Consider the following 24556-nt stretch of genomic DNA (forward strand, 5'->3'; position numbering starts at 1 on the left):
CAGGTTTGCGATGACTTGGCGCTTGGGCCGGAAGTGGTCATATGCCCGAGGGATACGGCCCGAGCTGTGTCGCATGGCGTTTCACCAGATCCTCGCCGAACACCGTCGGGCGCAGGGCCGGCGCCCGGTCGTGGATCGTCAGGCCGGCGCGCGCTGCGAAGATGCGCTTGCCATAGCAGAGCAGGCTCTCGATCGATTGCATGATGAAGACGATCGTCGGCAGGGCCTCGCGATAGGCTGCCTCGGCCCCGGCCTCGTCGCCGGCGGCAAAGCGATTATAGGCCCGCAGCGCATGGTCGATCGTGTCCGGTGCCAGGATCAGACCGGCGCATCCGGCACGCAGATTGTCGAGCAGTTCGAGGCCGCCGCGGCCGTTGAAGACCGGCAGGCGCCCTTCGGTCAGCGCGATCAGCGGCTTGATCTCGACCGCCGCTCCCTCGCCCTTGACCAGGCTGATATTGGGATGCTGGCTCACCAGATCGCGAATGTCCTCGGCCGAAAGGCCGCGTCCCATATAGGCCGGCGCATTCTGGATCGCGACGGGGAGGGTGGTCGCGTCCGCCACGCGACCAAAAAAGCGGATGTATTCAAGCGCGCCGAAAGTACCGACCATAGGCGGCTGCAGAATAACCCAGTCCGCCTTCGCGGCTGCGGCGGCATGAACCTGTTCGATCTGTTCGGCGACCGACGATCCGAAAATCGTGAAGGCCAGCGGCACGCGTCCGGCGGTATCCTCGGCGACCCATTCCATTGTGGTGCGGCGCTCGGCCTGGGTGAGCTTCGAGACCTCCGTCGCAAGCCCCAGCGCTGCCATGCCATGCACGCCGAGCGCCAGGCAAAGCTCGGTCTGGCGCCGCATGGCCGCGCGATCAAGCCGTTCCTGGGCATCGAATAGGGCGTAGGCCATGGCATGAATGCCCGCAAATGGCGGCTTGAAGCCCATCTTTAGTTCCCTCTGGCGTGCCGGTCGTAAAGCGTTTCGAACATCTGATGTTAAACATCAGATGAATGGTTGCGCGCAAGCCCCGAGCATGGCAGTTTCCCTCGCCGTCGGCGGAAAGGTCGCTGCCGGCAGGGAGACGCAGGACAGGCATGCAGCGCGGTGTGAAGCCCGGAAAGATCGGCGCGATGGTCTCCACGCTTGGGGCCGCTATCGTGCGTGGCGAGATCGAGCCCGGGATGGCCCTGCCGCCGGAGCACGAACTCGAAGCGCATTACGGCGTCGGGCGCAGCGTCGTGCGCGAGGCCATCAAGACGCTCGCCGCGAAGGGGCTCGTCAGCGTCCGGCCGCGCCACGGCACCCATGTCCGCCCGCTCCATGACTGGTCGCTGCTCGATCGCGATGTGCTCGGCTGGCTGCGCACGGGTGGCGGGCTCGACCCCGCGCTGCTCGCGGCGCTCGAGGAAACACGCGCGATCATCGAGCCCGCTGCTGCCGCCCTGGCCGCCGCGCGCGCCACGCCCGAGGATTGCGCCCGCATCGACGCCGCGCTCGCGGCGATGGAGGCCGGGCAGCATGATCCGCAGGCCGCGATCGCCGCCGACAAGGCCTTTCACCTCGCAGTGCTAGAGGCCACCCACAATCCGGTGCTGCGCAGCTTCCGCGGCGCGATCGACGCCATCCTCAGCGCCGTCTTCGACATCACGGTCGGTGTCTTCGCCGGCAACCTGCCCAACCATGCTGCCGTGGCCGAGGCCATCGCCGCTCACGATCCGGCCCGCGCCCGCCGGGCCATGGAAATCCTGCTCGGCTACACGCACAGGCACCTGCTTTCAGGAGAGCTTATTCCGCCTCCGCAAACTCGGTAACAAAACGTCAAAAAACGGGAGAAACGCCATGAAATTCAAGACGATGATGGTCGCCGCCATGATGACGGCGACAGGCTTCTCTGCCTCGGCCGCCTGGCCAGAGCGGCCTGTAACGCTCGTCGTGCCCTGGGCAGCCGGTGGCGGCACCGATGCCGTCGCACGCATTCTCGCAGCCGGCCTGGAGAAGGAGCTCGGCAAGCCGGTCAACGTCGTCAACCGCACCGGCGGCGGCGGTGTCGTCGGCCATACCGAGATGGTCAACGCCAAGCCGGATGGCTACACGATCGGCCTCGCCACTGCCGAGGTCACGACCTTCTACTGGTCGAACACCGCGCCCTTCACCTATGAAAAGCTGACGCCGATCGCGCTGGTGAATTTCGATTCCGCCGCCTTCAACGTCGGCTCCGACAGCCCATGGACGAACCTCCGCGCCGCGCTCGACGACATCAAGAAGCAGCCGGTCGGCCGCTACAAGATGTCTGGCATGGCGGCAGGCGCAGCCTACCACCTCGCCTTCGCCGGCCTGCTGCAGCTCGAGGGTATCGATCCCAAGGCCGTGGTCGTCGTCCCCAGCCAGGGCGCAGCGCCCGGTTTCCAGGAGCTCGCTTCGGGTGGCGTGCAGGTCGTCCCGTCCTCGCTGCCGGAGGGCAAGCCGATGATCGATGCCGGTCGCGTCAAGTCGCTGGCCGTGATGTCCAAGGAGCCGATCGGTGCCTTTCCGGCGGTTCCCACCGTCAAGCAGGCGATCGGCAAGGATTATGAAGGCGGCACCTGGCGCGGCCTCGCGGCGCCCGCCGGCCTGCCGGCCGACATCACGGCCCGCCTCGTCGAGGCCGCCGAGAAGGTCGCCAATTCCGACGCCTACAAGACCTTCCTGGCCGATCGCGGCTTCGGCTACGCCTACGCCAAGGGGCCCGCTTTCGGCGAATTCCTGGCGGCGCAGCACAAGCAGAACGGCGAGATCATGAGCGCGCTCGGCCTGCGCCTGCGCCAGTAGCCCCGCCCGACGATACGCCGGCAGCAGCCGGAGCCTGACAGGACGCGGCGATGCATGCCGCGTCTTCACCACCTTCCATTCTTGCGCCGGATCGGTCCGCATGAAGTTCAACGATGTTTTCGCCGGACTGGCCTTGCTGGTCCTGTCCGCGCTGGTGGCCTCTGCCGCCTGGAACCTGCCCAATCCGGCACAGCAGCCGCTCGGACCTTCGGCCTTCCCGCTGATCCTCGCCGGGCTGCTGGCGCTTTGCGCCGTGATCCTGGCGACCACCGGCAGCCGTGTGGTCGAGCGTGGCCCGCTGTTTACGCGAGCAGACTGGGCACGCAGTGCAGCGCCGGTGCTGCGGCTGCTGCTCGTGCCGGTCGCGGTCATCTTCTACATCGCCTTCGCCGAAACGCTCGGCTTCCTGATCGTTGCGCCGCTCGTCCTGCTGGCCCTGTTCCTGGCCGGCGGCGTGAAGCCCGCGCTCGCCATCGCGCTCGCATTGGCGTCGGCGCTGGCGATGCACGCGATCTTCTATCTCGGCCTCGGCGTGCAATTGCCCTGGGGCCTGCTCGAACCCATCCGTTGGTGAGGCCGCCATGCTCGATGCCTATGTGACAGCGCTGGGGATGGTGCTCGATCCCTATGTGCTTGCCGTCATCGTCGCCTCGGCGATCTACGGTCTTATCGTCGGCTGCATTCCCGGTCTTTCGGCCACGATGGCGACCGCGCTGCTCGTGCCGCTGACCTTCTTCATGCCGCCGGTGCCCGCGATCGCTGCGATCGTCACCACCAGCACGATGGCGATCTTCTCCGGCGACATTCCCGGTTGCCTGCTGCGCATTCCCGGCACACCCGCCTCTGCGGCCTATGTCGACGATTCCTACCAGATGACACTGCGCGGCGAGCCCGAAATGGCCTTGGGGATCTGCCTCTGGTTCTCGGTCATCGGCGGCCTGTTCGGCACGGCGGTGATGATGGTTGCCTCACCCGCAATCGCCGATTTCGCGCTCGGCTTCGGCTCCGTCGAATTCTTCTGGATCGTGATGCTGGGCCTCGGTGGCGCGGTCTTCATCGGCTCTTCCTCCCCGCTCAAGGCCTGCATCGCGCTATTGATCGGGCTGATGCTCGCCATGGTCGGCATGAACAACCCGGCCGGCCAGCCGCGCTTCACCTTCGAGTCGACGGAAATGCTCGGCGGCGTCTCGCTGATCCCGATGATGGTCGGCATGTTCGCCTGCTCCGAGGTCATGCGCCACATGATCAGCGACGGCAGCGCGCCGCAGGTCGCGATCAAGAAGATGGGTCCGATCTTCGCCAATATGTGGCGGCTGACCAAGCAATACCCGTGGCAGCTCGTTCGCGGCAGTGCGCTCGGGACCGTGGTCGGCATCCAGCCCGGCAGCGGCGCCGACATGGCGGCCTGGATGTCCTACGCCATGAGCAAGCGCTTCTCGAAGACGCCGGAGAAGTTCGGCACCGGCCACCCCGAAGGCCTGATCGAGGCCGGCGCCTCCAACAACTCCTCGCTCGCCGGCGCCTGGATCCCCGCGCTTGTCTTTGGCATTCCCGGCGACTCGATCACGGCGATCGCCATCGGCGTGCTGATGATGAAGAACATGGCGCCGGGGCCGACGATCTTCGTCAACAATCCCGAGAACGTCTACGCGCTATTCCTGGTCTTCGTCATCGCCAACCTGCTGATGCTGCCGCTCGGCTGGGCGATCATCAAGGTCGCCTCGCGCGTATTGCAGGTGCCGCGAAAGGTGCTGATGCCGATCATCCTGCTCTTCGCCATCGTCGGTTCCTACGCGATCAACAACTCGCTTTTCGATGTCGGCCTGATGCTTGGTTTCGGCGTGCTCGCCTTCGTGATGGAGGAGAACGGCTTTCCCGTCGCGCCGGTCATTCTCGGCGTCGTGCTCGGGCCGCTGCTGGAGGAGTATTTCATCAACTCGATGATCAAGTCGGATGGTAGCCTGATCGGGCTGTTCAACCGGCCCATCGCAGCGGTATTGGCCGCGATCACGATCGGTATCATGGCCTGGACGATTATCGCCGCGCTGCGTCCGACGCGCGCTGCACCCAGGCCGACACCTCAGGATCTCTGAGAGCTTGATCGGTGATTCCTGCAGCCCTCATCCTGAGGAATTCGTCAGGATGAGGGGGCTCGAAGGATGTTCCAGATCGTTCGGGCGCCACCTGAACCATCCTTCGAGACGCGTTTCGCGGCTCCTCAGGATGACGGCTGAATTCTCAAACAGTCTCGTGGCAGCAAGCGCCGGCCCGGAGGGCGGTGTCCATGCACCTCTCCGGACGTCCGACTGCCGCTGACCATGGCGACGGCCGAGGCGGCCATCGCCGTGCGTCTGGCGCTGGAAGCTGTCTCGCGGAGCAGGACCGGGACTGTGTGGCGCATCCAGTAAAGTGGCCGGCCTGAGCCGCGGCTCTACGCGCGGATGCCTATGACAATCATATTTTCAGACCTTTGGTCTCCAATCGAAAAGATATGAGTGCGTTGATAGGTTCATGGCAGAAGGAAACGCCGACATGATCCATCGCTTAGGCATGTATTACCTCGCGCAACAACTGCAGCAATCCCAGGATGCGAAGGCGGCGATCCGCACGCGTCAGCGAAGGTCGGGCGGGCCGTCGGCATCGGATCGCGAGGAGCTTGGAATGCTCGTGCGCACCGGCCTTGCGGTTGCCTCGGCCCTGGGTGCCGTGGCGCTCGTCCTATGGGCCGCCAGCTGACGCTTTGCGCGCCGGAGAGCCGTTTTCCAGGGAAAGTCGGGCGTTATGACTACCGCAATGCAGAAATCCTTTCCTCCCTCCGGTGACAGCCGCTTCGTCATCGGCCGGGATAGTCAGGGCCGGTGGGTCGTATGCGATCAGAAGGGGCTGGTGGGCGGCCTGTTTACCGACCGGGATTCGGCGGTTCATTTCGCGGTGTTCGAAAGCGATCACGCTCCTGGTGCCGTCTGCTGTGCGCCCGACGATGCGGTGGTATCTTTGGGGCAGGTATTCGAAGCAGGGCATCTCGAAGCAGAGCAACTGGCTCCCGCGGATCAGATGGCGCATCGGCCAGCGACGCCTCGCTAGACGTCGGTGCGATTTCGCTTGACGGAGGACGGTGGCTCTCAAGGTCTTGCTCGGCCACGATAGAGGACAGCTCTTCCCAGGCACAATGAGCCGACCGCAAGGGGGCATGTGCAAGCAATTGCCACGTGGAAAAATCCCGGGCGCTGTGGCAGCTTGCAACGCCAGGGCCTGCGGGCGCCGCGCGATCACGAAGGGTTACGAGCTATGCCAAAGGGCTCCGACGTTCTTATCGCCGCGCTTGAGAATGAGGGTGTCGACCGCATTTTCGGCGTGCCGGGCGAGGAAAACCTGGATGTCGTCGAGTCCCTTCGGACATCCTCGATCCAGCTTGTTCTGACGCGGCACGAACAGGCGGCCGCCTTCATGGCAGCGACACATGGCCGGCTGACCGGCAAGCCCGGCGTCTGCATCGCGACGCTCGGGCCGGGCGCCTTGAACTTTTCGACCGGCGCGGCCTATGCGCATCTCGGCGCCATGCCGATGATCATGATCACCGGCCAGAAGGCGATCATGACCGCCAAGCAGGCGCGCTTCCAGATCGTCGATGTCGTCGCCTCGATGAAGCCGCTGACCAAGATGACGCGCCAGATCGTCAGCGTCGCCAGCATTCCCTCGGTGGTGCGCGATGCATTCCGGGTCGCGATGGAGGAGCGACCGGGGCCCGTGCATCTCGAACTGCCCGAAGATGTCGCCGCCGAGGAGATCGATGACGCGCCGGTCATTCCGCTTCACCCGCTCGAGCGGCCGGTGGCGCAGGCGGCTGCGCTCGATCGCGCGGCGGCGTTGATCCTCAGCGCGAAGCGTCCGCTCATCATGATCGGCGCGGCCGGCAACCGGCCGCGGCTGGTCGAGGCGCTGTCGGCCTTCGTGCGCCGCACGCGATTGCCGTTCTTCAATACGCAGATGGGCAAGGGCGCGGTCACCGGCGGCTCCAATCTCTATGTCGGAACGGCCGCCCTGTCGGAGAAGGACTATGTTCACGAGGCCGTCGACCGGGCCGATCTGATCATCTCCATCGGCCACGACACGGTGGAGAAGCCGCCCTTCCTGATGAAGAGCGCCGGTGGCCCGAAAGTCGTCCATATCGGCTACATCTCCGCCAATGTGGAGCAGGTCTATCACCCCGATGCCGAGGTCATCGGCGACATCGGCGCAACCGTCACGGCGCTCGCCGACAGGCTCGGCGGCAAGCTCGACCCCGACCAGACGCTGCTGGGCCTGCGCCAGAAAATCCTCGAACGGCTTAACGACCGCGCCGACGAGGATCGCTTTCCGATCACGCCGCAGCGCATCGTCCATGACGTTCGCCAGGTCATGCCGGAGGACGGCATCGTCTGCCTCGATAACGGCATGTACAAGATCTGGTTCGCCCGGAACTACCGCACCCATGTCGCCAACACGCTGCTGCTCGACAATGCGCTGGCGACGATGGGGGCAGGGCTGCCATCGGCGATGATGGCGGCGATGCTCTACCCCGAGCGCCGCGTCATGGCCGTCTGCGGCGATGGCGGCTTCATGATGAACTCGCAGGAGATGGAGACGGCGGTCCGCCTGGGGCTCAACCTCGTCGTCGTCATCCTCAACGACAACGCCTATGGCATGATCCGCTGGAAACAGGCGGTCGATGGTTTCCCGGATTTCGGCATGAGTTTCGGCAACCCCGATTTCGTCCGCTATGCCGAGGCCTATGGCGCAAAAGGCTCGCGGGTCACGGCAGTCGAGGAACTCGCACCGACGCTCGAGGCGGCCTTCAAGGGCGGCGGCGTCCACCTTGTCGAGGTGCCGATCGACTATTCCGAGAACACCCGCGTCCTCGTCGAAGAGCTGCGCAACCGCACGCCCAACGTCGAACTCGCCTGAAGCAGGAGAATGACGATGCTGCAGGTCGTTCAAGCCTTCGATCGCGCACCGATCGCCGAGATCGAAACCGATGGCGAGGCTGCACTCGAAGCGAAGCTTCAGGCGGCCGAGCGCGTGTTTCGCGATCGCGACCATTGGCTGAAACCCTATGAACGCATCGCCGTGCTGCGCCGGCTCGCCGGGCTGCTCGAAGCGCGGCGCGATCATTTCGCGATGCAGATCGCGCGTGAGGGCGGCAAGCCGCTAACCGACGCCATCGTCGAGACCACCCGCGCCATTGATGGCGTCCACAATGCCGCCGACGAGCTGCGCAATTTCGCCGGTCGCGAAATCCCGATGGGGCTCTCAGCGGCGGCTGCCAACCGCTGGGCCTTCACCACCCGGGAGCCGATCGGCATCGTCGCGGCGATTTCCGCCTTCAACCACCCGCTGAACCTGATCGTGCATCAGGTCGCGCCGGCAATCGCTGTGGGCTGCCCGGTCATCATCAAGCCGGCGGGCACGACGCCGCTGTCATGCCGGGATTTCGTCGCGCTCGTTCAGGAGGCCGGCCTGCCCGAGGGCTGGTGCCAGACCTTCATTCCCGAAAGCACCGAACTCGCCGAGAAACTGGCGACAGACTGGCGCATCGGCTTTCTCAGTTTCATCGGGTCGGCGAAGGTCGGCTGGTATCTGCACAGCAAGCTGGCCCATGGCGCGCGCTCGGCGCTGGAGCATGGCGGAGCAGCACCGGCCATCGTCGACCGCAGCGCCGATCTCGGCAAGATCATCGAGCCGATCGTGAAGGGCGGCTACTACCATGCCGGGCAGGTCTGCGTGTCCACCCAGCGCCTTTTCGTTCACGACGACATCGCCGACAACTTCACGCAGGCTCTCGTCGCGCGCGTTGCCAAGCTGCGTGTTGGCGACCCCACCCTGGCCGATACCGAGGTCGGCCCTCTGATCCACCCGCGCGAGGCCGACAGGATCGCGAGTTGGGTCGGCGAGGCCGTGAGCGGTGGTGCCCGGCTCGCCATCGGCGGCGGACGCATCTCGCAGACGATGCTGGAGCCGACCGTGCTGCTCGACCCTTCGCCCGAAGCGAAGGTGTCCCAGCTTGAGGTCTTCGGGCCGGTGATCTGCGTCTACCGCTACGCGAAGCTGGACGAGGCGATCGCACAGGCGAACTCGCTCCCGGTCGCTTTTCAGGCCAGCGTCTTCGCGCAGGATATCGACATCGCCATGCGCGCCGCCAACCGGCTCGATGCCTCCGCCGTCATGATCAATGATCCGACGGCGTTCCGGACCGACTGGATGCCCTTCGCGGGCAGGCGCGAATCCGGCTACGGCATCGGCGGCATCCCCTACACCATGCGCGAGATGGCGCAGGAGAAGATGATCCTGATGGCGCGGCCCTGATGCGCGCGGAGATCGCTGCGTTTCAGTACGCGACGATCAGGTCGTAGACGCCGCGTTCCAGAACGTCGCCGCCGAGAGCGCCTCCAATCTCTTGGAGCGCGGTTCGCAGCCCCGCGCTGTCCGTCCCGCTCGCCAAGGCGATGCGATGGGGCTGCGATGCCGGGTCGGCGGGAAAAGCGGGATGAGGGGGCGTCTCCAGCAATCTGCCGACCCGCAGCGAGACGATGCCGGAATTGCCTATGAGCTCTGCAAGGGATGCGAGATCGGCGGCTTCGTTCCCCGACGGGGCCGCCCAGCGCAGGATGCCGAGATGGCGGCCGCAGCCGGTGCCGAACCGCGCCAGTTCGCCATAGACGAAGCGCTGGAAGGCGCCCATATGCGGGCGCATCTGCCGGGAGGTTGGCGTCGGGTTGGCGAGAAGGTGCAGGTACTCCGCGGTCTCCAGCGCTTGGGGACCTTCGAGATCGTAGAGGGTCAGGTAATGCTGGTCGTCGCCGCGATCCTGCACGAAGCGGCGTCCGGCCATGAAACCCGGCATCGTCAGGCGTTCGGGCACGTGTTCGAAGGTATGCCAGGCCTCGTATGCGGCCCGCATCGCCGGATCGACCGTGTTGGCGATGGCGAGGAACGCCGTCCCCCACCCGTTCGCGGCGCTATCGGAATTCATGGCCGCAACATGATCTTGGAGGCGGAGCGGCTCTTGGCCCTGGCGAAGGCGTCGAGCGCCTCGGTGAGGGGAACCTCCTCCGTCACCATCTTCGACACGCGCTCGGAGTTGTCCGCGAGATAGGCGAGCACGCGCGGCCATGTCGCCAGCGGCGCGCGATAGCTGCCGCGTATCTGCTGGTGGCGGCGAACCAGCGCCGTCAGATCGACCGTTGCCGGCTTTGGATGGATGCCGCAGATCGTCAGGACGCCGCGCAAAGCGAGCAGATCAAGCGCCTCGCCGACAAGTGTCGGTACGCCTGCCGCTTCTATGATCGCATCATAGCTCAAAGGGAGTCCGGCGCGAACAAGCCCCTCGCGCAGCGAACCGCCGCCGGTGTCGACGACATCCGCGAAGCCCATCGCGCGCAAAGTGGTCAGCCGGGCGGCATCGTCACGTCCGGCGATGACGACGCGTGCTGCGCCGGCGGCTTCCGCGAAGAGCGCCGCACCCTGGCCGATTGTGCCCGGCCCGATGATCAGGACGGTGTCGCCGGGGTTCACGCCGGCGGTGTCGACCGCTTCCGCCGAGACCGTCATGGGCTCGGTCAGTGCGGCCAGGCCATCGGCCAAGGCGTCGGGCACCGGCACGCAATTCTCGGCCGGCACCACGGCCAGCGCCGCAAAGCCGCCATCGCGCATGATGCCGATGCCGCGCCGAGTCACGCAGTCTTCCGCTCGCCCGTTGCGGCAGCGCTCGCACCTCCCGCAGACGACGGAAGGCCTGATCACGACCCGGTCGCCCGTTCGGATGGTCGAGACGCCTTCGCCCAGCTGCGTGACCGTGCCCATGAACTCATGCCCGAGCGTCACGGGCATTACCTCCGTCATCGCGGCATAACCCGCCGTCCAGTCGGCGACATGGAGATCGGTGCCGCAGATGCCGGCCATGCCGACCTTGACGATGACCTCGCCGGGCGGCGGTGCCCCCGGCTCCGGGACATCGCACAAGGCAAGGCCGGCTTCAGGCGCGAGTTTCCGCAGCGCAAGCATCGTGCGTTCTCCCGCCCGCTACTCGGCCTTGATGCCGGCGGCCTTGATCACGCCGGCCCAGGTCTCGGCATCCTTGGCCATGAAGGCGGCAAGGCTTTCGGGCGTGCCCGGCGCGGGCTCGGCGCCGATCTCGATCAGCCTTGCGGCAACCGCCGGCCGGGCCAAGGCCGCGTTGACGGCTGCGTTCAGAACCTGGACCACGGCTGCAGGCGTTCCCTTCGGCGCAACCAGGGCGACCCAGGCGGAAAGGTCGTAGCCGGCATAACCCTGTTCGGCCACAGTCGGCACGTCCGGCAGCAGGCTGGTTCGTTTCGCCGTCGTCACGGCCAGCGCGCGCAGCGTGCCGCCCTTGACCTGTCCGGACGCTCCGGCCAGCGTCGAGAACATCACATCGATATTGCCGCTGATCGTGTCGGTGAGGGCAGGGGCCTCGCCGCGATAGGCGACATGCTGGACCTTGGCCCCGGAGAGCAGCCCAAAGAACTCTCCGGCCAGATGCGCCACCGTATTGGCGCCGCCCGACCCGAAGGTGATCGGATCGCCACGGGTTTTGCCGAGCGCTTCGAGCTCCTTCATCGTCTTGACCGGTAGCTTAAGTCCCGCGGAGACGACGAAGGGCAGGGTAGCGATCATCGCAACCGGCACGAGATCGCTCTTCCAGTCGAAGGGCAGGTTGCTGCGCAGGGCGGGGTTGATCACCATCGTCGTCGGCGCGGCGAGCAGGGTGTAGCCGTCCGGCTCGGCCTTCGCGACGGCCTGCGAGCCCAGGACCGTTCCGGCGCCGCCACGGTTCTCGATGACGAAACGCTGCTTGATGATGTCGCCGGCGGCTTCCGCCACCACGCGCGTAACGACATCGACGCCGCCGCCTGCAGCGAAGGGAACGATCAGCTGGATCGCACGGGTCGGAAAGGACTGCGCGAGAACGGGACGGGCCGCACCCGTGGCGAGCAGAGCCAGCGCTGCGCCCATTGCCTGCCGGCGCGACAGGACTGCGGAGGATTCACCGCGACCATCATTCAGCATTCTTCATCCTCCCGGATCGTCTTCGTCATTCTTGCTTCAGCCTACAGCATCGGACCGAATATCCGGCCCGATGCTGTAGACCTTTGATTTCGCATCGGCTTCTTCCGAAAACCGCATTCCACTTTTCGGGCCGATACTCTAGGGAGCCACCGATCGGGAGCTGCCACAAGCGCGGCTTTTGCCGCAATCCATAGCGTGAGGCTATACTCCGGCCCCGAGAATCTGGGCCTGAAGCCGCAGCGCCGTCTCGAAGCGCTGGATCAGGCGGCTTCGCGCCCGCTCGATCTGCCGGTGCAGATAGACCTCGTAGAGCGGCGGATGATCGAGCCGCCGTACCGAGACTTTCGTGCGGTCGGCGGCCAGGGCGCTGAACGCATCGACGATCGCAATGCCGATTCCCGCCTCCGCCAGCCCGATCGCGGTTTCGGCGAAGCGCACGACATGGGTCCGTTGCGGTGTGATGTTGCCGGCGCGCAGGACCGCGTCGACCGCGACGCCATGCACCGATTGCGGCTCGAACACGATGATCGGCCGCCCGGCCAGGGCAACTGGCGCGATCGGCCCCGTCTCGGTCGCGAACCAGCCCGGCGGGGCGACCGCCATGACCGCGGCGCGAGCCACCGGAACGCTGCGAACGCCGGCATGCAGGATGGAAAACAGGGTGACGGCGCATTCGCCCTGTCCGGACAGAAGATAGTCCATGACCTGGCTGACAGAGAGAATGTCGACATGCAGGCTGAGGCTGGGATGTTCCTTCAGCAGGTCGGCGGCCGCTTGCGGGACCAGCACCCGCCCGACGCTCGGCGAGGCGCCAAGGCGCAGCGAGCCGCCATCGGCCTGTGCAAGGCGCAGGGCACGCGCCAGCGCTCCTTCCAGCTGCTCGAAGGCCAGAGCGACCTCGCCTTGCAAACGGTGAGCTTCGGCTGTCGGCACCAACCTGCCGCCATGCCGGTCGAACAAAGCGAGGGCACAGACATCCTCGATGCGCCGAATCGTCTTGGTGACGGTCGGCTGGGCGATGCCCAGTTCCCGGGCCGCGCCGACCACGGTGCGGCAGCGCATCAGCGCCCGGAAGACTTCGATCTGGCGCAGCGTGAGCAGCATGGCGGCGCCTCCTCTTCGCGCGGTTTCAGTGGTGGAACGTCCATAGCAGGCTCTCGCTGAGACTCTGCAGGGCCTCGACCGCATCGGGCCGTTCGCGGGCCAGCGTGGTGATCAGCGCGTCCGCCACGGCAAAGGCTGCCGTCGGCGAGTTGGGCAGGAAGCGATTGCGCGCCGGGGCGAACAGGGTCATGTCGGCAATGGCCGCCAGAGGCGACGAAGGTGCATCCGTGATCGCCAGCAGCGGCGCGCCGCGCTTCCTGGCGAAATTGCCGAGGTCCAGCGTCGTGCGGGAATAGCGCGGCATCGAGATCGCGACGACGAGGTCGTCCGGACTCGCAGACAGCATGTGGCGGATCGCTCGCTCCGGCCCGCCGCGCGAGGCGGCGAAGACCACATCGGCTTCGAGATAGAGCGCCAGCCCGTCTTCGAGAAAGGCCGCGATGTGATGGCTTGCTCCCGAACCGACGATGAAGATGCGGCGCGCCTTGAGCAGCGCGGCAACGGCGCGGTTCACGGTCTCTTCGTCCATCATGGACAGGGCGTCGTCGAGATTGGCGGCCTCGTCCTTCAGCGCGATCGTCATCGTCGAGAAGACCGAACCGGCGACAGCCCGTGCGCCGGCAAAGCTCTCGACCGGCGCCATCGCGAATTTCAGTGCGGCCGATAGCGAGACACGAAAATCGCCATAGCTGCGATAGCCGAGCGCGCGGACGAAACGCGTCACCGTCGCAGTCGAGGTGCCGCTTTTCGCCGCGAGCCCCTCGATCGTCATCGTTGCCGTATCCAGCGGATTTTGCAGAACGAAATCAGCCGCTTTGCGATGGCCGTTGCTGAGCGAGGGGTAAACCCGGGCAATGCGGTTCGCCAGATCCGTCGTCGGCTTCAAGGCGCGGGACATAGCTCTCCTGCTGATTGACGTCGGATTATTTTCATGTTTGCTAGCCCGCGAAAACAAAGCTGTCAAAAATCATGACTGCTGGGGAACGGAGAAAAACCGATGCGTCATCGCGCGCTGCTCACCATTCTGCTTGGCGCCAGCCTGCTGAGCGCTCCTGCCTGGGCGCAAAGCCTGCGCATCGCGCTCGCATCCGAGCCGACGGCCGTCGATCCCCACTATCATGACCTGACGCCCAACAACGCGCTCGCCGCCCATATCTTCGACAGCCTCGTTCGCCAGGACGAGATGCAGAAGCTGCATCCGGGCCTTGCCAAGTCCTGGGAGAACGACGGCAAGAATCGCTGGACCTTCAAGCTGCGCGAGGGTGTCACCTTCTCGAACGGCAAGCCGTTTACCGCGGAAGACGTGATCTTCACCTTCTGCCGCACGCTGAAGAACGAGACCAAGGTCTCCGACTCCTTCGCCGACATCACCGGTAATTTCGCCTCTGTCGAGGCGCCCGATGCCCACACGCTGGTGATCAACACCAGCAATCCAGAGCCGCTGATGCCGAATCTGCTTTCGGCGCTCGGCATTCTCTCAGCCTCGACCGTCGAGCATGGCGCGATCAGCTACGACGTTCCCAAGAACTGCGGCGTGACCGGTCCCTGGCCCACAGTGAACGGCTTCAATGACGGCAGCCTCGCGATCGGGACCGGCCCCTACAAGCTGAAATCCTATGTGCGCGGCTCGGCGATCGAGCTCGAGCGCAATGCCAGCTACTGGGGTCCGGCCGAACCTTGGGCAACCGTGCGCCTGCTGCCTGTGACCAATGCCGGCCCGCGCCTCGCCGGGCTGCTCGCCGGCGATTACGATGTGATCGAGAACCCTGCGGCGCGCGACCTCGGCCGCATCAAGGACGACAAGCGCTTCGGCCATGTCATCACGCCCTCGACCCGCGTGATGTACTTCCAGCTCGACGTCGCCCGCGACCAGAGCCCGTTCGTCAAATCCGAGGACGGCAAGAACCCGCTCAAGGATGCGCGCGTCCGCAAGGCGATGTCGCTCGCCATCGACCGTGATGCCATCGTCAAGCGCATCATGGATGGCGCGGCCGAGCCGGCCTACCAGTTCCTGCCGACCGGCATGTTCGGCACGCTGCCGAACCCGCCGAAACTGGCCTATGACCCCGCCGCAGCCAAGAAGCTGATGGCAGAGGCCGGCTATGCCAAGGGCTTCCAGCTGACGCTCTCGGCGACCAATGACCGCTACATCAACGACAGCCAGATCACCCAGGCCGTCGCGCAGTACCTGACCCAGATCGGCATCAAGACCGAGGTCGATGCGATGACGCGCGCGATCTATTTCCCGCGCCGCGCCAAGAAGGAATTCAGCGTCGCGCTCGGCGGCTGGGGTTCGGGCACCGGCGAGGCCGCGTCCTTCCTGCGCCAGTGGCCGCCGACCCCCAACGACGCCAAGACGCTGGGCGGCTCCAATTATGGCGGCTACAAGAACGACGAGTTCGACAAGGTGATCCGCGCTGCGGTGACGACGCTGGACGATGCCAAGCGGGCGGAGCTCCTCCAGGAAGCCGCCAAGCTGGTGCTCGCCGACGGTGCCTTCATTCCCCTGCACTTCGAGAGCGGCATCTGGGCCTTCAAGTCCAATCTCACTGTTACCGGCCGCGCCGACCAGTACATGCTGGCGATGTCGGTCAAGCCGGTGGCCAACTAAGTACGCCCTTAAGCTAAACGTCACCTCCGCGTAGCAGATCGAATCCACGCAATGACCGCCTATATTTTGCAGCGGCTGATTCAGAGCGTCCTCGTTCTGCTCGCGGTCTCGGTCGTGGTCTTCTTTGCCGTCTATGGCATTGGCGACCCGATCGAGCTCCTGGTGTCGCCACAGGTCAGCCAGGCCGAGCGCCTGGCGCTGATCAAGCGCCTCGGCCTCGACCTGCCGGTCTGGCAGCAATATCTCACCTTCATGGGCAATGCCCTGAAGGGCGATCTCGGGCGCTCCTTCGTGCATGGCGTCTCGGCGATCGAGCTCATCCTGGCGCGCGCGCCGGCGACCTTCGAGCTGGTGCTGCTGGCGATGTCGATGGCGATCGCGGTCGGCGTGCCGCTGGGTCTTCTCGCCGGGCTCGATCCCGAGAGCCGTCCGTCCCGGATCATCATGGCCGGCACGGTGCTGGGTTACTCCCTCCCGAGCTTCTGGAAGGGCATGATGCTGATCCTGCTCTTCGCAGTTCTGCTGGGCTGGCTGCCGACGGCCGGGCGCGGCGAAACGGTCACTGTGCTCGGCATCCAGACCAGCCTGTTCACGTTGGACGGGCTGCGACATCTCATTCTGCCGGCGCTGAACCTGGCCATTCCCATTCTCGCGCTGGTCATCCGCCTCGTCGCGGCCGGAGCCGCCGAGGCCATGACGCAGGATTATGTGAAATATGCCCGCGCCAAGGGCGTGCGTGCCAAGCGCATCATCGGCCGCCATGTCCTGCGCAACATCCTGATCCCGGTGGTCACCGTGCTCGGCATCGAGTTCGGCAGCCTCGTCGCCTTTTCGACCATCACCGAGACGGTCTTTGCCTGGCCGGGCATGGGCAAGCTGCTGATCGACTCCGTCTATCAGCTCGATCGTCCGGTCGTGGTCGCCTATGTGCTGCTCGCGACGCTGCTCTTCGTCACCGTCAATTTCCTCGTCGACATCCTCTACGCCGCGCTCGATCCGCGCGTTAAACTGACCGGAGAGATGGCGTGAGCGTGCCTGCAAGCATCCCGACTGAGGCCGACACGCCGCTGCGCCGCAAGGTGCTGCAGCGGATCAACAGCCGCCCCACCACGCGTGGCGCGGCGATCCTGCTCGGCATCATGGTGCTGCTGGCGCTGCTGGCGCCGGTCATCGCACCGCAGAACCCCCATGACCTAGCGTCGCTTAGCGTGATGGACAACCGCCTCGCGCCCGGCGAGCGCGGCATGAGCGGTATGCTGTTCCTGCTGGGGACCGACGCGCAGGGCCGCGACATGCTCAGCGCGATCCTCTACGGCCTTCGCACCAGCCTGATGGTCGGGCTCGCAGCCACAGCCTGCGCGCTGGCGATCGGCATCGCGGCTGGGCTAGCCGCGGCGCAGTTCGGCGGTGTCGTCGATGCGGTTTTGATGCGGATCGTCGACTTCATGCTCGGCTTTCCTTCCATCCTCGTCGCGCTCGTGCTGCTGGCCTCGATCGGGCGCGGCGTCGATAAGGTCATCCTCGCCATCGTCCTCGTGCAATGGGCGCAATATGCGCGGCTGATGCGCGCGGCAGCGCTGGTGGAGCGGCGCAAGGAATATATCGAGGCAGCCGTCAATTTCGGCCTGCCGACGCGCTACATCATGTTCACGCATCTGCTGCCGAATTCGGTCGGCTCGGTGCTCGTGGTCGCATCGATCAGCATCGCCGGCGCGATCACCTTGGAGGCGACTTTGTCCTTCCTCGGGGTCGGCGTGCCCGTGACCGAGCCCTCGCTCGGGCTGCTGATCGCCAACGGCTTCGAGTTCCTGCTGTCGGGCGAGTACTGGATCTCGGTCTTCCCCGGCATTGCGCTGGTGCTGCTGATCATGTCGCTCAACCTCGTCGGCGACCGCCTGCGCCGCAGCTTCAACGTGCGCTCATGATCGCTGAACCCTTGTTGCAGGTCCGGGGTCTGCGGACCGTCTTCCACGCGCTGGACGGTGCCTGGGCCGCCGTGGACGGCGTCGATTTCACCGTCGCGCGCGGCGAGGTCCTCGGGCTCGTCGGCGAGTCCGGCTCCGGCAAATCCGTCACCGGCTTTTCGCTGGTCCAGCTGATCGACGCGCCCGGCGAAATCGTTGCCGGCGAGGTGCTGTTCGAGGGGGCGGACCTGCGCGCCGCCTCGCAAGAGCGCCTGCGCGAATTGCGCGGCGACCGGATCGCGATGATCTTCCAGGATCCGCTGATGACGCTGAACCCTGTGCTCAGCATCGGCGAGCAGATGGCCGAGGCCATTCTTGAGCATCGCAACTGCAGCCGCGACGAAGCGCTGAATACAGCGGCAAAAGCACTGGCCCGCGTCGGCATCTCCTCGCCGGAGACGCGGTTGCGGCAGTACCCGCATGAATTTTCGGGCGGCATGCGCCAGCGCGTCGCGATCGCGACCGCGCTGCTGAACGAGCCGGATCTGATCATCGCCGACGAGCCGACCACGGCGCTCGATGTCACCATCCAGGCGCAGATCCTCTACGAGGTGCAGAAGCTCAGCCGCGAGACCGGCGCCGCCGTGATCTGGATCACCCATGATCTCGCGGTCGTCGCCGAACTCGCCGACCGGGTCGCGGTCATGTATGCCGGTCGCATCGTTGAGATCGGGCCGGTCGATGTCGTGCTCGACCGTCCCTGCCATCCCTACACGCTTGGCCTGCTGAACTCCTCGGCGGCTCTCGTCGAGCCCGGCGAGCGACTGCACCAGATCGACGGCATGGCGCCGCGCATCGATTCCAGGCCGTCTGGTTGCCCGTTCCGTCCGCGTTGCGAGCGGGCGCTGCCGCTTTGCGCCGAACAGGATCCCGCGCCACGCGAACTCGAAGGCCGCAGCATCCGTTGCCACAACCCGGTGCAGTTGGGAGTGGCGGCATGACCGCGCCCCTGTTCGAACTGCGCGGCATCACCAAGCATTTTCGCGGCAAGGCGACGCTGGCCCAGCGCCTCCTGACAGCGGTCGGCCAGCATGCTGCGCCGCCGGTTCTGCGTGCCGTCGACGGCGTCGATCTCACCGTGGCGCAGGGCGAGGTGCTCGGCCTCGTCGGCGAATCCGGCTGCGGAAAGTCCACGCTCGCACGCATCGCCACCGGTATCCTGAAGCCGAGCGCGGGCGAAGTCGTCTACCGGCAGCGTCCCGTCTCGGGCCTGAAGGGCAAGGAGCGGCTCGACTACCTGCTCAAGGTCCAGATGATCTTTCAGGACCCGTACGCCTCGCTCGACCCGCGCATGCGCGTCAGCCGCATCGTCGGCGAAGCCCTGTCGGTGCATAAGCTCGTGCCCAAGGCCGAGATCGGCCCTGCGGTGGATCAGGCCCTGAGCGAGGTCGGGCTCGATCTCGCCTATCGCGACCGCTTTCCGCACCAATTCTCGGGCGGCCAGCGCCAGCGCATCGGCATTGCCCGCGCGCTTGCGGTGAAGCCCGATTTCCTGGTCTGCGACGAGCCGGTTTCGGCGCTGGATGTCTCGATCCAGGCGCAGGTGATCAACCTGTTCATGGATGTGCGGGCGCGCTACGGCCTGACCTATCTCTTCGTCAGCCACGATCTGAGCCTCGTCCGGCATATCAGCGACCGCGTGGCGATCATGTATCTCGGCCGCATCGTCGAGATCGGCTCGGCCTCGGCCATCTTCGCCGAGCCGGCGCATCCCTATAGCGCGGCCCTGATCAAGGCGATCCCCTCGGCCGCCCGGCGCAAGAGCGCTTTCCAGCCGCTCAAGGGCGAATTGCCCTCGCCGCTGCATCCGCCGAGCGGTTGCCCGTTTCATCCGCGCTGCGAGCACGCCATGCCGGTCTGCCGTGAACAGCGGCCCGCGCTGGTCGAGATCGCGCCCGGCCGCAGCGCCGCCTGCCATTTGCACAATGCCTCGGAGGCCGCATGACCACGATCACGCTCGACCCGCAGGAAGGCCGCAGCACGCTGCCCTTCCTCGATGCCTATCATCCGACCCGGCCGCTGGAGGTGAATTTCTACCGGCCTGCCGCTCACGGCCCCGACGACCCGGTCGTGATCGTCCAGCACGGCATGATGCGCAATGGCGACGACTACCGCGATTTCTGGATCGAGGCAGCCGAGAAGTACAAGATCCTGATCGCCGCGCCGACCTTCGGCAACGAGCATTTTCCCAAGGCCGAGGGCTACAATAACGGCCTGGTCATCGCAGCCGACGGCGCCATCACACCGTCGCAGGACTGGCTCTACAGCGTGCCAGCGCGGGTCTTCGCCGCCTTGCGCACGAGCGGTGTGACGCGTCGCGAGCAGGCGCGGCTCTTCGGTCATTCGGCGGGTGGCCAGTTCGTGCACCGCCTGCTGGCGACACAAAGCCATGCGCCTTTCGAGGCGGCCATGGCGGCGAATTCAGGCTGGTACACGCTGCCGACGCTGGAGAAGCGCTTTCCCGAAGGGCTTGCCGGCCTTGGGCTCGACGAGGGCGCGCTGGCGCGCTGGTTTGCCTATCCCATGGTGATCTTTGCCGGTGATCAGGACATCGACATGAGCGACCCGAACCTGCCGGCCCAAGTCGAGGCTCTGGCGCAGGGGCCGATGCGCTATGCCCGCGCCCATTTCATGCTCGATTTCGCCCAGCGCGAGGCAAAGCGCCTCGGCGTTGCGCTGAACTGGCAGCTGGTCTCGGTTCCCGGCGTCGGCCATGACGGCGCGGCGATGTCGCGCGCCGCCGCCGCCTGGTGGTTCGAGGGACGTTTGCCGGCAGCCGGGGAACTGCAACTGCAGGACACGCCGGTCCACTGATCCAACGGATTCGAGCGGGCCGTTGCCCGGTCAGTCCGGCCGCTTCTGCGCGTTCGTGGCGAGCATAACGAGCACGAAGGAAGCGGCAGTCAGCAGCGTCGAGATCGAGGCGATCGTCGGGTCGATTTCGTCGCGCAGCGCCGTGAACATCCGCCGCGTCAGCGTCTGATACTGCCCGCCGGAGACGAAGAGCGCGATGATCGTCTCGTCGATGGCCGAGATGAAGGCGAAGATGCCGCCCGCGAAAACGCTGGCCTTGATCTGCGGCAGCGTCACCGAGAGGAAGGCGCGAAAGCGATTCATCCCGAGGCTGCGGGCGACCATTTCCTGCGTCGGGTCGAAGCTTTGGAGGCCCGCGACGACCGAGGTGATGACATAGGGCAGGCCGAGCATGACATTGGCCAGCACGAGGCCCGGCAGCGTCGCGATCAGCCCGACCTTGGCGTAGACGAAGAAAATGCCGATCGCGATGATGATGATCGGCACGATCAGCGGCAGCATCAGCACCATGTGGAGCGAGCGCATCAGCCGGCTCTTGCCGTTGCTGATGGCGTAAGCCGCGGCAACGCCGAGCGGGGTCGCGACGACGACCGTCAGGGCCGCGATCGTCAGGCTCACCCGCGTCGCCTGCATCCAGGCGGGATTGCCGAAATACTCGGCATACCAGCGCAGCGAGAAGGAGGGCGGCGGGAAGGTCAGGAAGCGCGTGCCCGAGAATGACATCGGCACGATGATCAGCAGCGGCAGGATCAGATAGGTCAGCACCAGCCCGACGAAGACGGTGAAGGCGATGCGCGGGAGCAGTGGCTGTTTCATTTCTGCCCCAGCATCTTGTCGAGCGGGATGATACGGCCCACAGCCATGAAGATCGCGAGCACGCAGACCAGCAGCACGACGCCGACCGCGCTCGCCGCGCCCCATTGGTTGTAGAGTTCGACATTCCGGCTCACCACCATCGAGATCATGATGGTGCGGCCGCCGCCGAGCAGTTCCGGCGTGATGTAGAAGCCCAGGCAAAGCACGAAGACGAGCGTCATGCCCGCGACGACGCCGGGCAGCGACAGCGGCAGGAATATCCGCAGGAAACTGTGCAGCGGCCCGCCGCCCAGGCTCGCGCCGGCCAGCATCAGTTCGCGCGGAATCTTCTGCATGGTCGAGTAGAGCGGCAGCACCATGAAGGGCAGGAGGATGTGGACGGTCGCGATCACCGTGCCGAGTTCGTTGTGCACCAGCGCCAGGGGTTCGGTGATCAGCCCGAGCCGGTCGAGCACCTGATTGGTGACGCCGGTGCGCTGCAGCAGCACGAGCCACGCATAGGCGCGCACCAGCACGCTGGTCCAGAACGGCAGGATGACGAAGGCGAGGATCAGCACATTCCAGGGCCGCCGGGCATGGGCTGCGGCATAGGCGACGGGATATCCCAGCAGCAGCGTCAGCATCGTCACGAGCAGCGCGATGCGGAAGGTCAGCAGGAAGCTGCGCCAGTAAATCTCCTCGGTGAAGATGCGCCGGTAGTGCTCCAGCGTGAAGCCGCCATCATAGAAGGACTGGCCCATCAGCCAGCCCACGGGCAGCACCACGAGCGCGACGATCACGAGCACCGCAGGTGACGCGAGCAGGAGCATCAGCCCCTGTTCGCGGCGCTGGTAGCGGAGGGATGGGTCGATCGCGCTCATGGGGTCTCCCTCGTCACGCTCGGGCTTGACCCGGGCATCTCCTGCAAGAGCTTCTCGGGTCCGCGCCAGGCGCGGCCCGAGAATGACGCCCTCGGCTGCCTCACTTCTGGGTGAAGGAGAGCCAGCGTTTCTCGGCGGCTTCGCCAGCTGGCGAGGTCCACCAGGCATAGGACATCAGGGCCTGGACCTTGGCGTTCTCCGGCGCGCTCGGAAGTTCGCCGACGCGGGTCGCCGGAATGACGCCGGTGTCATAGGCCTTCGGGTTGGCCGGGCCGTAATCGATATGCAAGGGCAGATTGGCCTGATGCACCGGGTCCACCGCCTCGTTCAGGAATTTGATCGCGGTTGGCAGGTTGGGCGCGCCCTTGAGCACGCAAAGCGAGGTGCTCTGCAGGATGCCCTGGTTGTAGGTGTAGGCGACCTTGGCGCCTTCCGCCTTGAGCGCGCTGATGCGGCCGTTCCAGGCCATCACCATGTCGACTTCGCCATCATTGAGCAGCTGCGCCGACTGCGCGCCGGACGTCCACCACACCGTGATGTTGGGCTTGATCTCCTCGAGCTTCTTGAAGGCGCGGTCGACATCGAGCGGGTACAGCTTGTCGGCCGGTACGCCATCGGCCATCAGCGCGGCCTCGAGCGTCGCGAGCGGGTGGTTGCGCAGCGCGCGGCGGCCGGGGAACTTCTTAACATCCCAGAAGTCGGCCCAGCTCTTGGGTGCGGAGCCTGCGTCCGGGAATTTCTTCAGGCTGTAGCCCATCACGCTGGAATAGAACTCGTAGGCCACCGAATAGTCGCTCCGATATTCCGCCGGCATCGCCGCCGCATTGGGAATCTTGCTGAAGTCGAGCTTCTCGACGATGCCCTGCTCGCCGCCGCGCAGGCAGAAATTGGTGGCGACGTCGACGACGTCCCAGGTCGGTTTGCCCGTGGCGACCTGCGAACGCATGATCGGCCAGGCATCGGGCACGCTGTCCTGGTTGATGGTGATGCCGAGCTTTTTGGCGGCAGGATCGAGGATCGCGATCGTCTGCGCCTTCTGATAGGCGCCGCCCTGCGAGACGAAGAGCATCTGCTCGGCGGCATTGGCCGGGACCGTGCTCATCAGCGCCATGGAGAGGCCCGCCGCAGCGCAGGCAAGCCGGGTGTTGAAGTGTCGTTCGGCCATAGTGAGTCCCCTGTTTTTGGATCGGATCTTCGAGCTACCGTCCGATCGCGTCTAGAAACTGGTACCAGCCGGCGACCATGCGCATGGCGGGTTCCCGAAGCGGATAGAAGGGCACGCGCCGCATGCGGGCGGCATCGAGCAGGCCGACATCGGGCGTCTCGCCGCGCGCGAAGGCCGCGAGATAGCGGCCCATCAGGCTCGACATGGCGACGCCCGCGCCATTATAGCCCATGGCCAGCAGAACGCGGTCGTCGACGCGCCCGACATGGGGCACGGAATCGAGGGTCATCGCGACGAGACCGGACCAGCGATAGGCCAGCGGGACATCGGCAAGCTGCGGGAAGATGCCGGTCATCGCCTTGTGCAGGGCGCGGAAGGCGGCAGGTGAATCCTGCTTTCCGAAGGCGCCGCGCCCTCCAAAGATCACGCGGTCGTCGACCATGCGGAACCAGCGCATCATCCGCTTGGTCTCGGTATAGGTCCGACGCGTCGGCATCACGCTGGCGGCGAGATTGGGTGAGAGTTTTTCAGTTGCGATGATGGCGCTGCGGAACGGGATCAGCGTGTTCTGATAGGCGCGGGTCGCTCCGGTCAGGTCCGAATAGCTGTTGGTGGCGATGATCGCCTGTCGCGCCGTCACGATGCCTGTCGGCGTTTCGACCACCACGCCGCTCCCCTCCCGCCGCAGGCGCAGGGCCGGTGTTTGCGCGTGAATGCGCATGCCGGCTGCCGCAACGCCCTCGGCGAGGCCGTGGAGATAGTTCAGCGGATGGATGCCGCCCGAGCCCCCATTGAGCACGCCGCCGACGAAGCCGCTGGAGCCGGTTTCCTCGCGAACCTGGTCCGCGCTCAGCACGGACATCGTGCTGTCGCCGAGCTCCGCCTTCAGCCACTGCGCCTCGGTGACCGCGTATCGCAGCGTCTCGTGGTTATGCGCCGCCTTGACCTGGCCCGAGCGCGTCAGGGCCGCGCTTTCGATGCCAAATTGGTCGACGAGTTCGGAGACGATATCCACCGCCTCATGGGCGATTTCGTACATCCGCCTGGCCATTTGGCGGCCATGCGCAGCCGCGATCGCCGGGAAGGACAGCCGGAACTTGGCGGTGATGACGCCGCCATTGCGTCCGCTGGCGCCCCAGCCCGGCTGGTTCGCCTCCAGCACGATCGGCTCGAGCCCCGACGCCGCCAGATGATGCGCCGCCGACAGCCCGGTATAGCCGGCGCCAATGATGACGATGTCGGCCTGCGCGCTTCCCTGCAAGGCCGGGAAGGCGCGCAAAGGCGTCGCCGTGTTCGCCCAGAGCGAGGGGGCCGATGGCCGGACATGCCAGGGCGCGTTGTCGGACACGA

24 protein-coding genes are annotated in these 24556 nt (G+C 65.9%); 14 read left to right on the forward strand and 10 right to left on the reverse strand.

Translation table 11 applies throughout. The annotated features are described in order from the left end of the window. Positions 1-37: 37 nt before the first annotated feature. On the reverse strand, positions 38-943 hold the full coding sequence (locus C4S73_RS00785; RefSeq protein WP_103870576.1) for a dihydrodipicolinate synthase family protein: 906 nt from the start codon (positions 941-943) through the stop codon (positions 38-40). 149 nt (positions 944-1092) lie between these two features. On the opposite strand from C4S73_RS00785, the gene C4S73_RS00790 reads away from it, so the two are divergent. From C4S73_RS00790 to C4S73_RS00825, 8 genes are all read left to right on the forward strand, one after another. Next, on the forward strand, positions 1093-1809 hold the full coding sequence (locus C4S73_RS00790; RefSeq protein ID WP_103870577.1) for a FadR/GntR family transcriptional regulator: 717 nt from the start codon (positions 1093-1095) through the stop codon (positions 1807-1809). Positions 1810-1837: 28 nt separating this feature from the next. Then, positions 1838-2806, forward strand: a complete 969-nt coding sequence (locus tag C4S73_RS00795; RefSeq protein WP_103870578.1) for a tripartite tricarboxylate transporter substrate binding protein — start codon at positions 1838-1840, stop codon at positions 2804-2806. A 100-nt stretch (positions 2807-2906) separates the two neighbouring features. After that, the gene (locus tag C4S73_RS00800) at positions 2907-3380 is read left to right on the forward strand and encodes a tripartite tricarboxylate transporter TctB family protein (protein WP_103870579.1); all 474 of its coding nucleotides are present in this window, start codon (positions 2907-2909) and stop codon (positions 3378-3380) included. A 7-nt stretch (positions 3381-3387) separates the two neighbouring features. Further along, positions 3388-4899 carry a tripartite tricarboxylate transporter permease gene (locus tag C4S73_RS00805; protein ID WP_103870580.1) on the forward strand — a complete coding sequence of 504 codons (1512 nt, stop codon included), beginning with the start codon at positions 3388-3390 and terminating at the stop codon, positions 4897-4899. Between the two features lie 439 nt (positions 4900-5338). Next, a complete protein-coding gene (locus C4S73_RS00810; protein ID WP_146071238.1) occupies positions 5339-5542 on the forward strand; it encodes a hypothetical protein in 204 nt (67 codons plus the stop codon). A gap of 57 nt (positions 5543-5599) precedes the next feature. Then, the gene (locus tag C4S73_RS00815; protein ID WP_244595386.1) at positions 5600-5890 is read left to right on the forward strand and encodes a hypothetical protein; all 291 of its coding nucleotides are present in this window, start codon (positions 5600-5602) and stop codon (positions 5888-5890) included. Positions 5891-6094: 204 nt separating this feature from the next. Next, on the forward strand, positions 6095-7750 hold the full coding sequence (locus C4S73_RS00820; RefSeq protein ID WP_103870582.1) for an acetolactate synthase large subunit: 1656 nt from the start codon (positions 6095-6097) through the stop codon (positions 7748-7750). 15 nt (positions 7751-7765) lie between these two features. After that, on the forward strand, positions 7766-9148 hold the full coding sequence (locus C4S73_RS00825) for an aldehyde dehydrogenase family protein (RefSeq protein WP_103871206.1): 1383 nt from the start codon (positions 7766-7768) through the stop codon (positions 9146-9148). 22 nt (positions 9149-9170) lie between these two features. Here the strand turns inward: C4S73_RS00825 and C4S73_RS00830 are convergent, their stop codons facing one another. The 5 genes from C4S73_RS00830 to C4S73_RS00850 form a co-directional block, all read right to left on the reverse strand. Further along, positions 9171-9815: a DUF4286 family protein gene (locus C4S73_RS00830; RefSeq protein ID WP_103870583.1), complete on the reverse strand. Its 645-nt coding sequence runs from the start codon at positions 9813-9815 to the stop codon at positions 9171-9173. Beyond that, positions 9812-10846: a zinc-dependent alcohol dehydrogenase gene (locus C4S73_RS00835; protein ID WP_103870584.1), complete on the reverse strand. Its 1035-nt coding sequence runs from the start codon at positions 10844-10846 to the stop codon at positions 9812-9814. The genes C4S73_RS00830 and C4S73_RS00835 overlap by 4 nt, the downstream gene beginning before the upstream one ends. Positions 10847-10864: 18 nt before the next feature. Beyond that, positions 10865-11872, reverse strand: a complete 1008-nt coding sequence (locus tag C4S73_RS00840; protein WP_103870585.1) for a Bug family tripartite tricarboxylate transporter substrate binding protein — start codon at positions 11870-11872, stop codon at positions 10865-10867. 201 nt (positions 11873-12073) lie between these two features. After that, complete coding sequence (locus C4S73_RS00845; protein WP_160115633.1) at positions 12074-12976, reverse strand: LysR family transcriptional regulator; 903 nt, start codon at positions 12974-12976, stop codon at positions 12074-12076. A gap of 25 nt (positions 12977-13001) precedes the next feature. Next, on the reverse strand, positions 13002-13874 hold the full coding sequence (locus C4S73_RS00850) for a MurR/RpiR family transcriptional regulator (RefSeq protein WP_103870587.1): 873 nt from the start codon (positions 13872-13874) through the stop codon (positions 13002-13004). Positions 13875-13973: 99 nt separating this feature from the next. Between C4S73_RS00850 and C4S73_RS00855 the strand changes: the two genes are divergently transcribed. From C4S73_RS00855 to C4S73_RS00880, 6 genes are read left to right on the forward strand one after another with little or no spacing between them, the layout of a single operon-like run. Continuing rightward, entirely contained in the window at positions 13974-15587 is a 1614-nt protein-coding gene (locus C4S73_RS00855) for an ABC transporter substrate-binding protein (RefSeq protein ID WP_103870588.1), read from the forward strand. A 51-nt stretch (positions 15588-15638) separates the two neighbouring features. Further along, positions 15639-16616 carry an ABC transporter permease gene (locus tag C4S73_RS00860; RefSeq protein ID WP_103870589.1) on the forward strand — a complete coding sequence of 326 codons (978 nt, stop codon included), beginning with the start codon at positions 15639-15641 and terminating at the stop codon, positions 16614-16616. Then, entirely contained in the window at positions 16613-17512 is a 900-nt protein-coding gene (locus C4S73_RS00865; RefSeq protein WP_103870590.1) for an ABC transporter permease, read from the forward strand. Before C4S73_RS00860 ends, C4S73_RS00865 begins: the two co-directional genes overlap by 4 nt. Next, the gene (locus C4S73_RS00870; protein ID WP_200827884.1) at positions 17509-18492 is read left to right on the forward strand and encodes an ABC transporter ATP-binding protein; all 984 of its coding nucleotides are present in this window, start codon (positions 17509-17511) and stop codon (positions 18490-18492) included. Before C4S73_RS00865 ends, C4S73_RS00870 begins: the two co-directional genes overlap by 4 nt. Next, positions 18489-19496, forward strand: a complete 1008-nt coding sequence (locus C4S73_RS00875; protein WP_103870591.1) for an ABC transporter ATP-binding protein — start codon at positions 18489-18491, stop codon at positions 19494-19496. Before C4S73_RS00870 ends, C4S73_RS00875 begins: the two co-directional genes overlap by 4 nt. Then, entirely contained in the window at positions 19493-20365 is an 873-nt protein-coding gene (locus C4S73_RS00880; protein ID WP_103870592.1) for an alpha/beta hydrolase family protein, read from the forward strand. Before C4S73_RS00875 ends, C4S73_RS00880 begins: the two co-directional genes overlap by 4 nt. Positions 20366-20395: 30 nt before the next feature. Here C4S73_RS00880 and C4S73_RS00885 read toward each other — a convergent pair whose 3' ends face one another. From C4S73_RS00885 to C4S73_RS00900, 4 genes are all read right to left on the reverse strand, one after another. Continuing rightward, positions 20396-21181 carry an ABC transporter permease gene (locus C4S73_RS00885; RefSeq protein WP_103870593.1) on the reverse strand — a complete coding sequence of 262 codons (786 nt, stop codon included), beginning with the start codon at positions 21179-21181 and terminating at the stop codon, positions 20396-20398. Continuing rightward, positions 21178-22041, reverse strand: coding sequence for an ABC transporter permease (locus C4S73_RS00890; RefSeq protein ID WP_244595387.1), 864 nt, complete (start codon positions 22039-22041; stop codon positions 21178-21180). Before C4S73_RS00890 ends, C4S73_RS00885 begins: the two co-directional genes overlap by 4 nt. Positions 22042-22141: 100 nt before the next feature. After that, on the reverse strand, positions 22142-23152 hold the full coding sequence (locus tag C4S73_RS00895) for an ABC transporter substrate-binding protein (protein WP_200827914.1): 1011 nt from the start codon (positions 23150-23152) through the stop codon (positions 22142-22144). An 88-nt stretch (positions 23153-23240) separates the two neighbouring features. Beyond that, positions 23241-24554 (reverse strand): NAD(P)/FAD-dependent oxidoreductase, encoded by a 1314-nt coding sequence (locus tag C4S73_RS00900; RefSeq protein WP_103870595.1) that lies wholly within the window; start codon positions 24552-24554, stop codon positions 23241-23243. Between the last annotated feature and the right edge of the window lie 2 nt (positions 24555-24556).

The organism is Allobosea lathyri (genome assembly GCF_900108245.1).
Taxonomy (GTDB): domain Bacteria; phylum Pseudomonadota; class Alphaproteobacteria; order Rhizobiales; family Beijerinckiaceae; genus Allobosea; species Allobosea lathyri.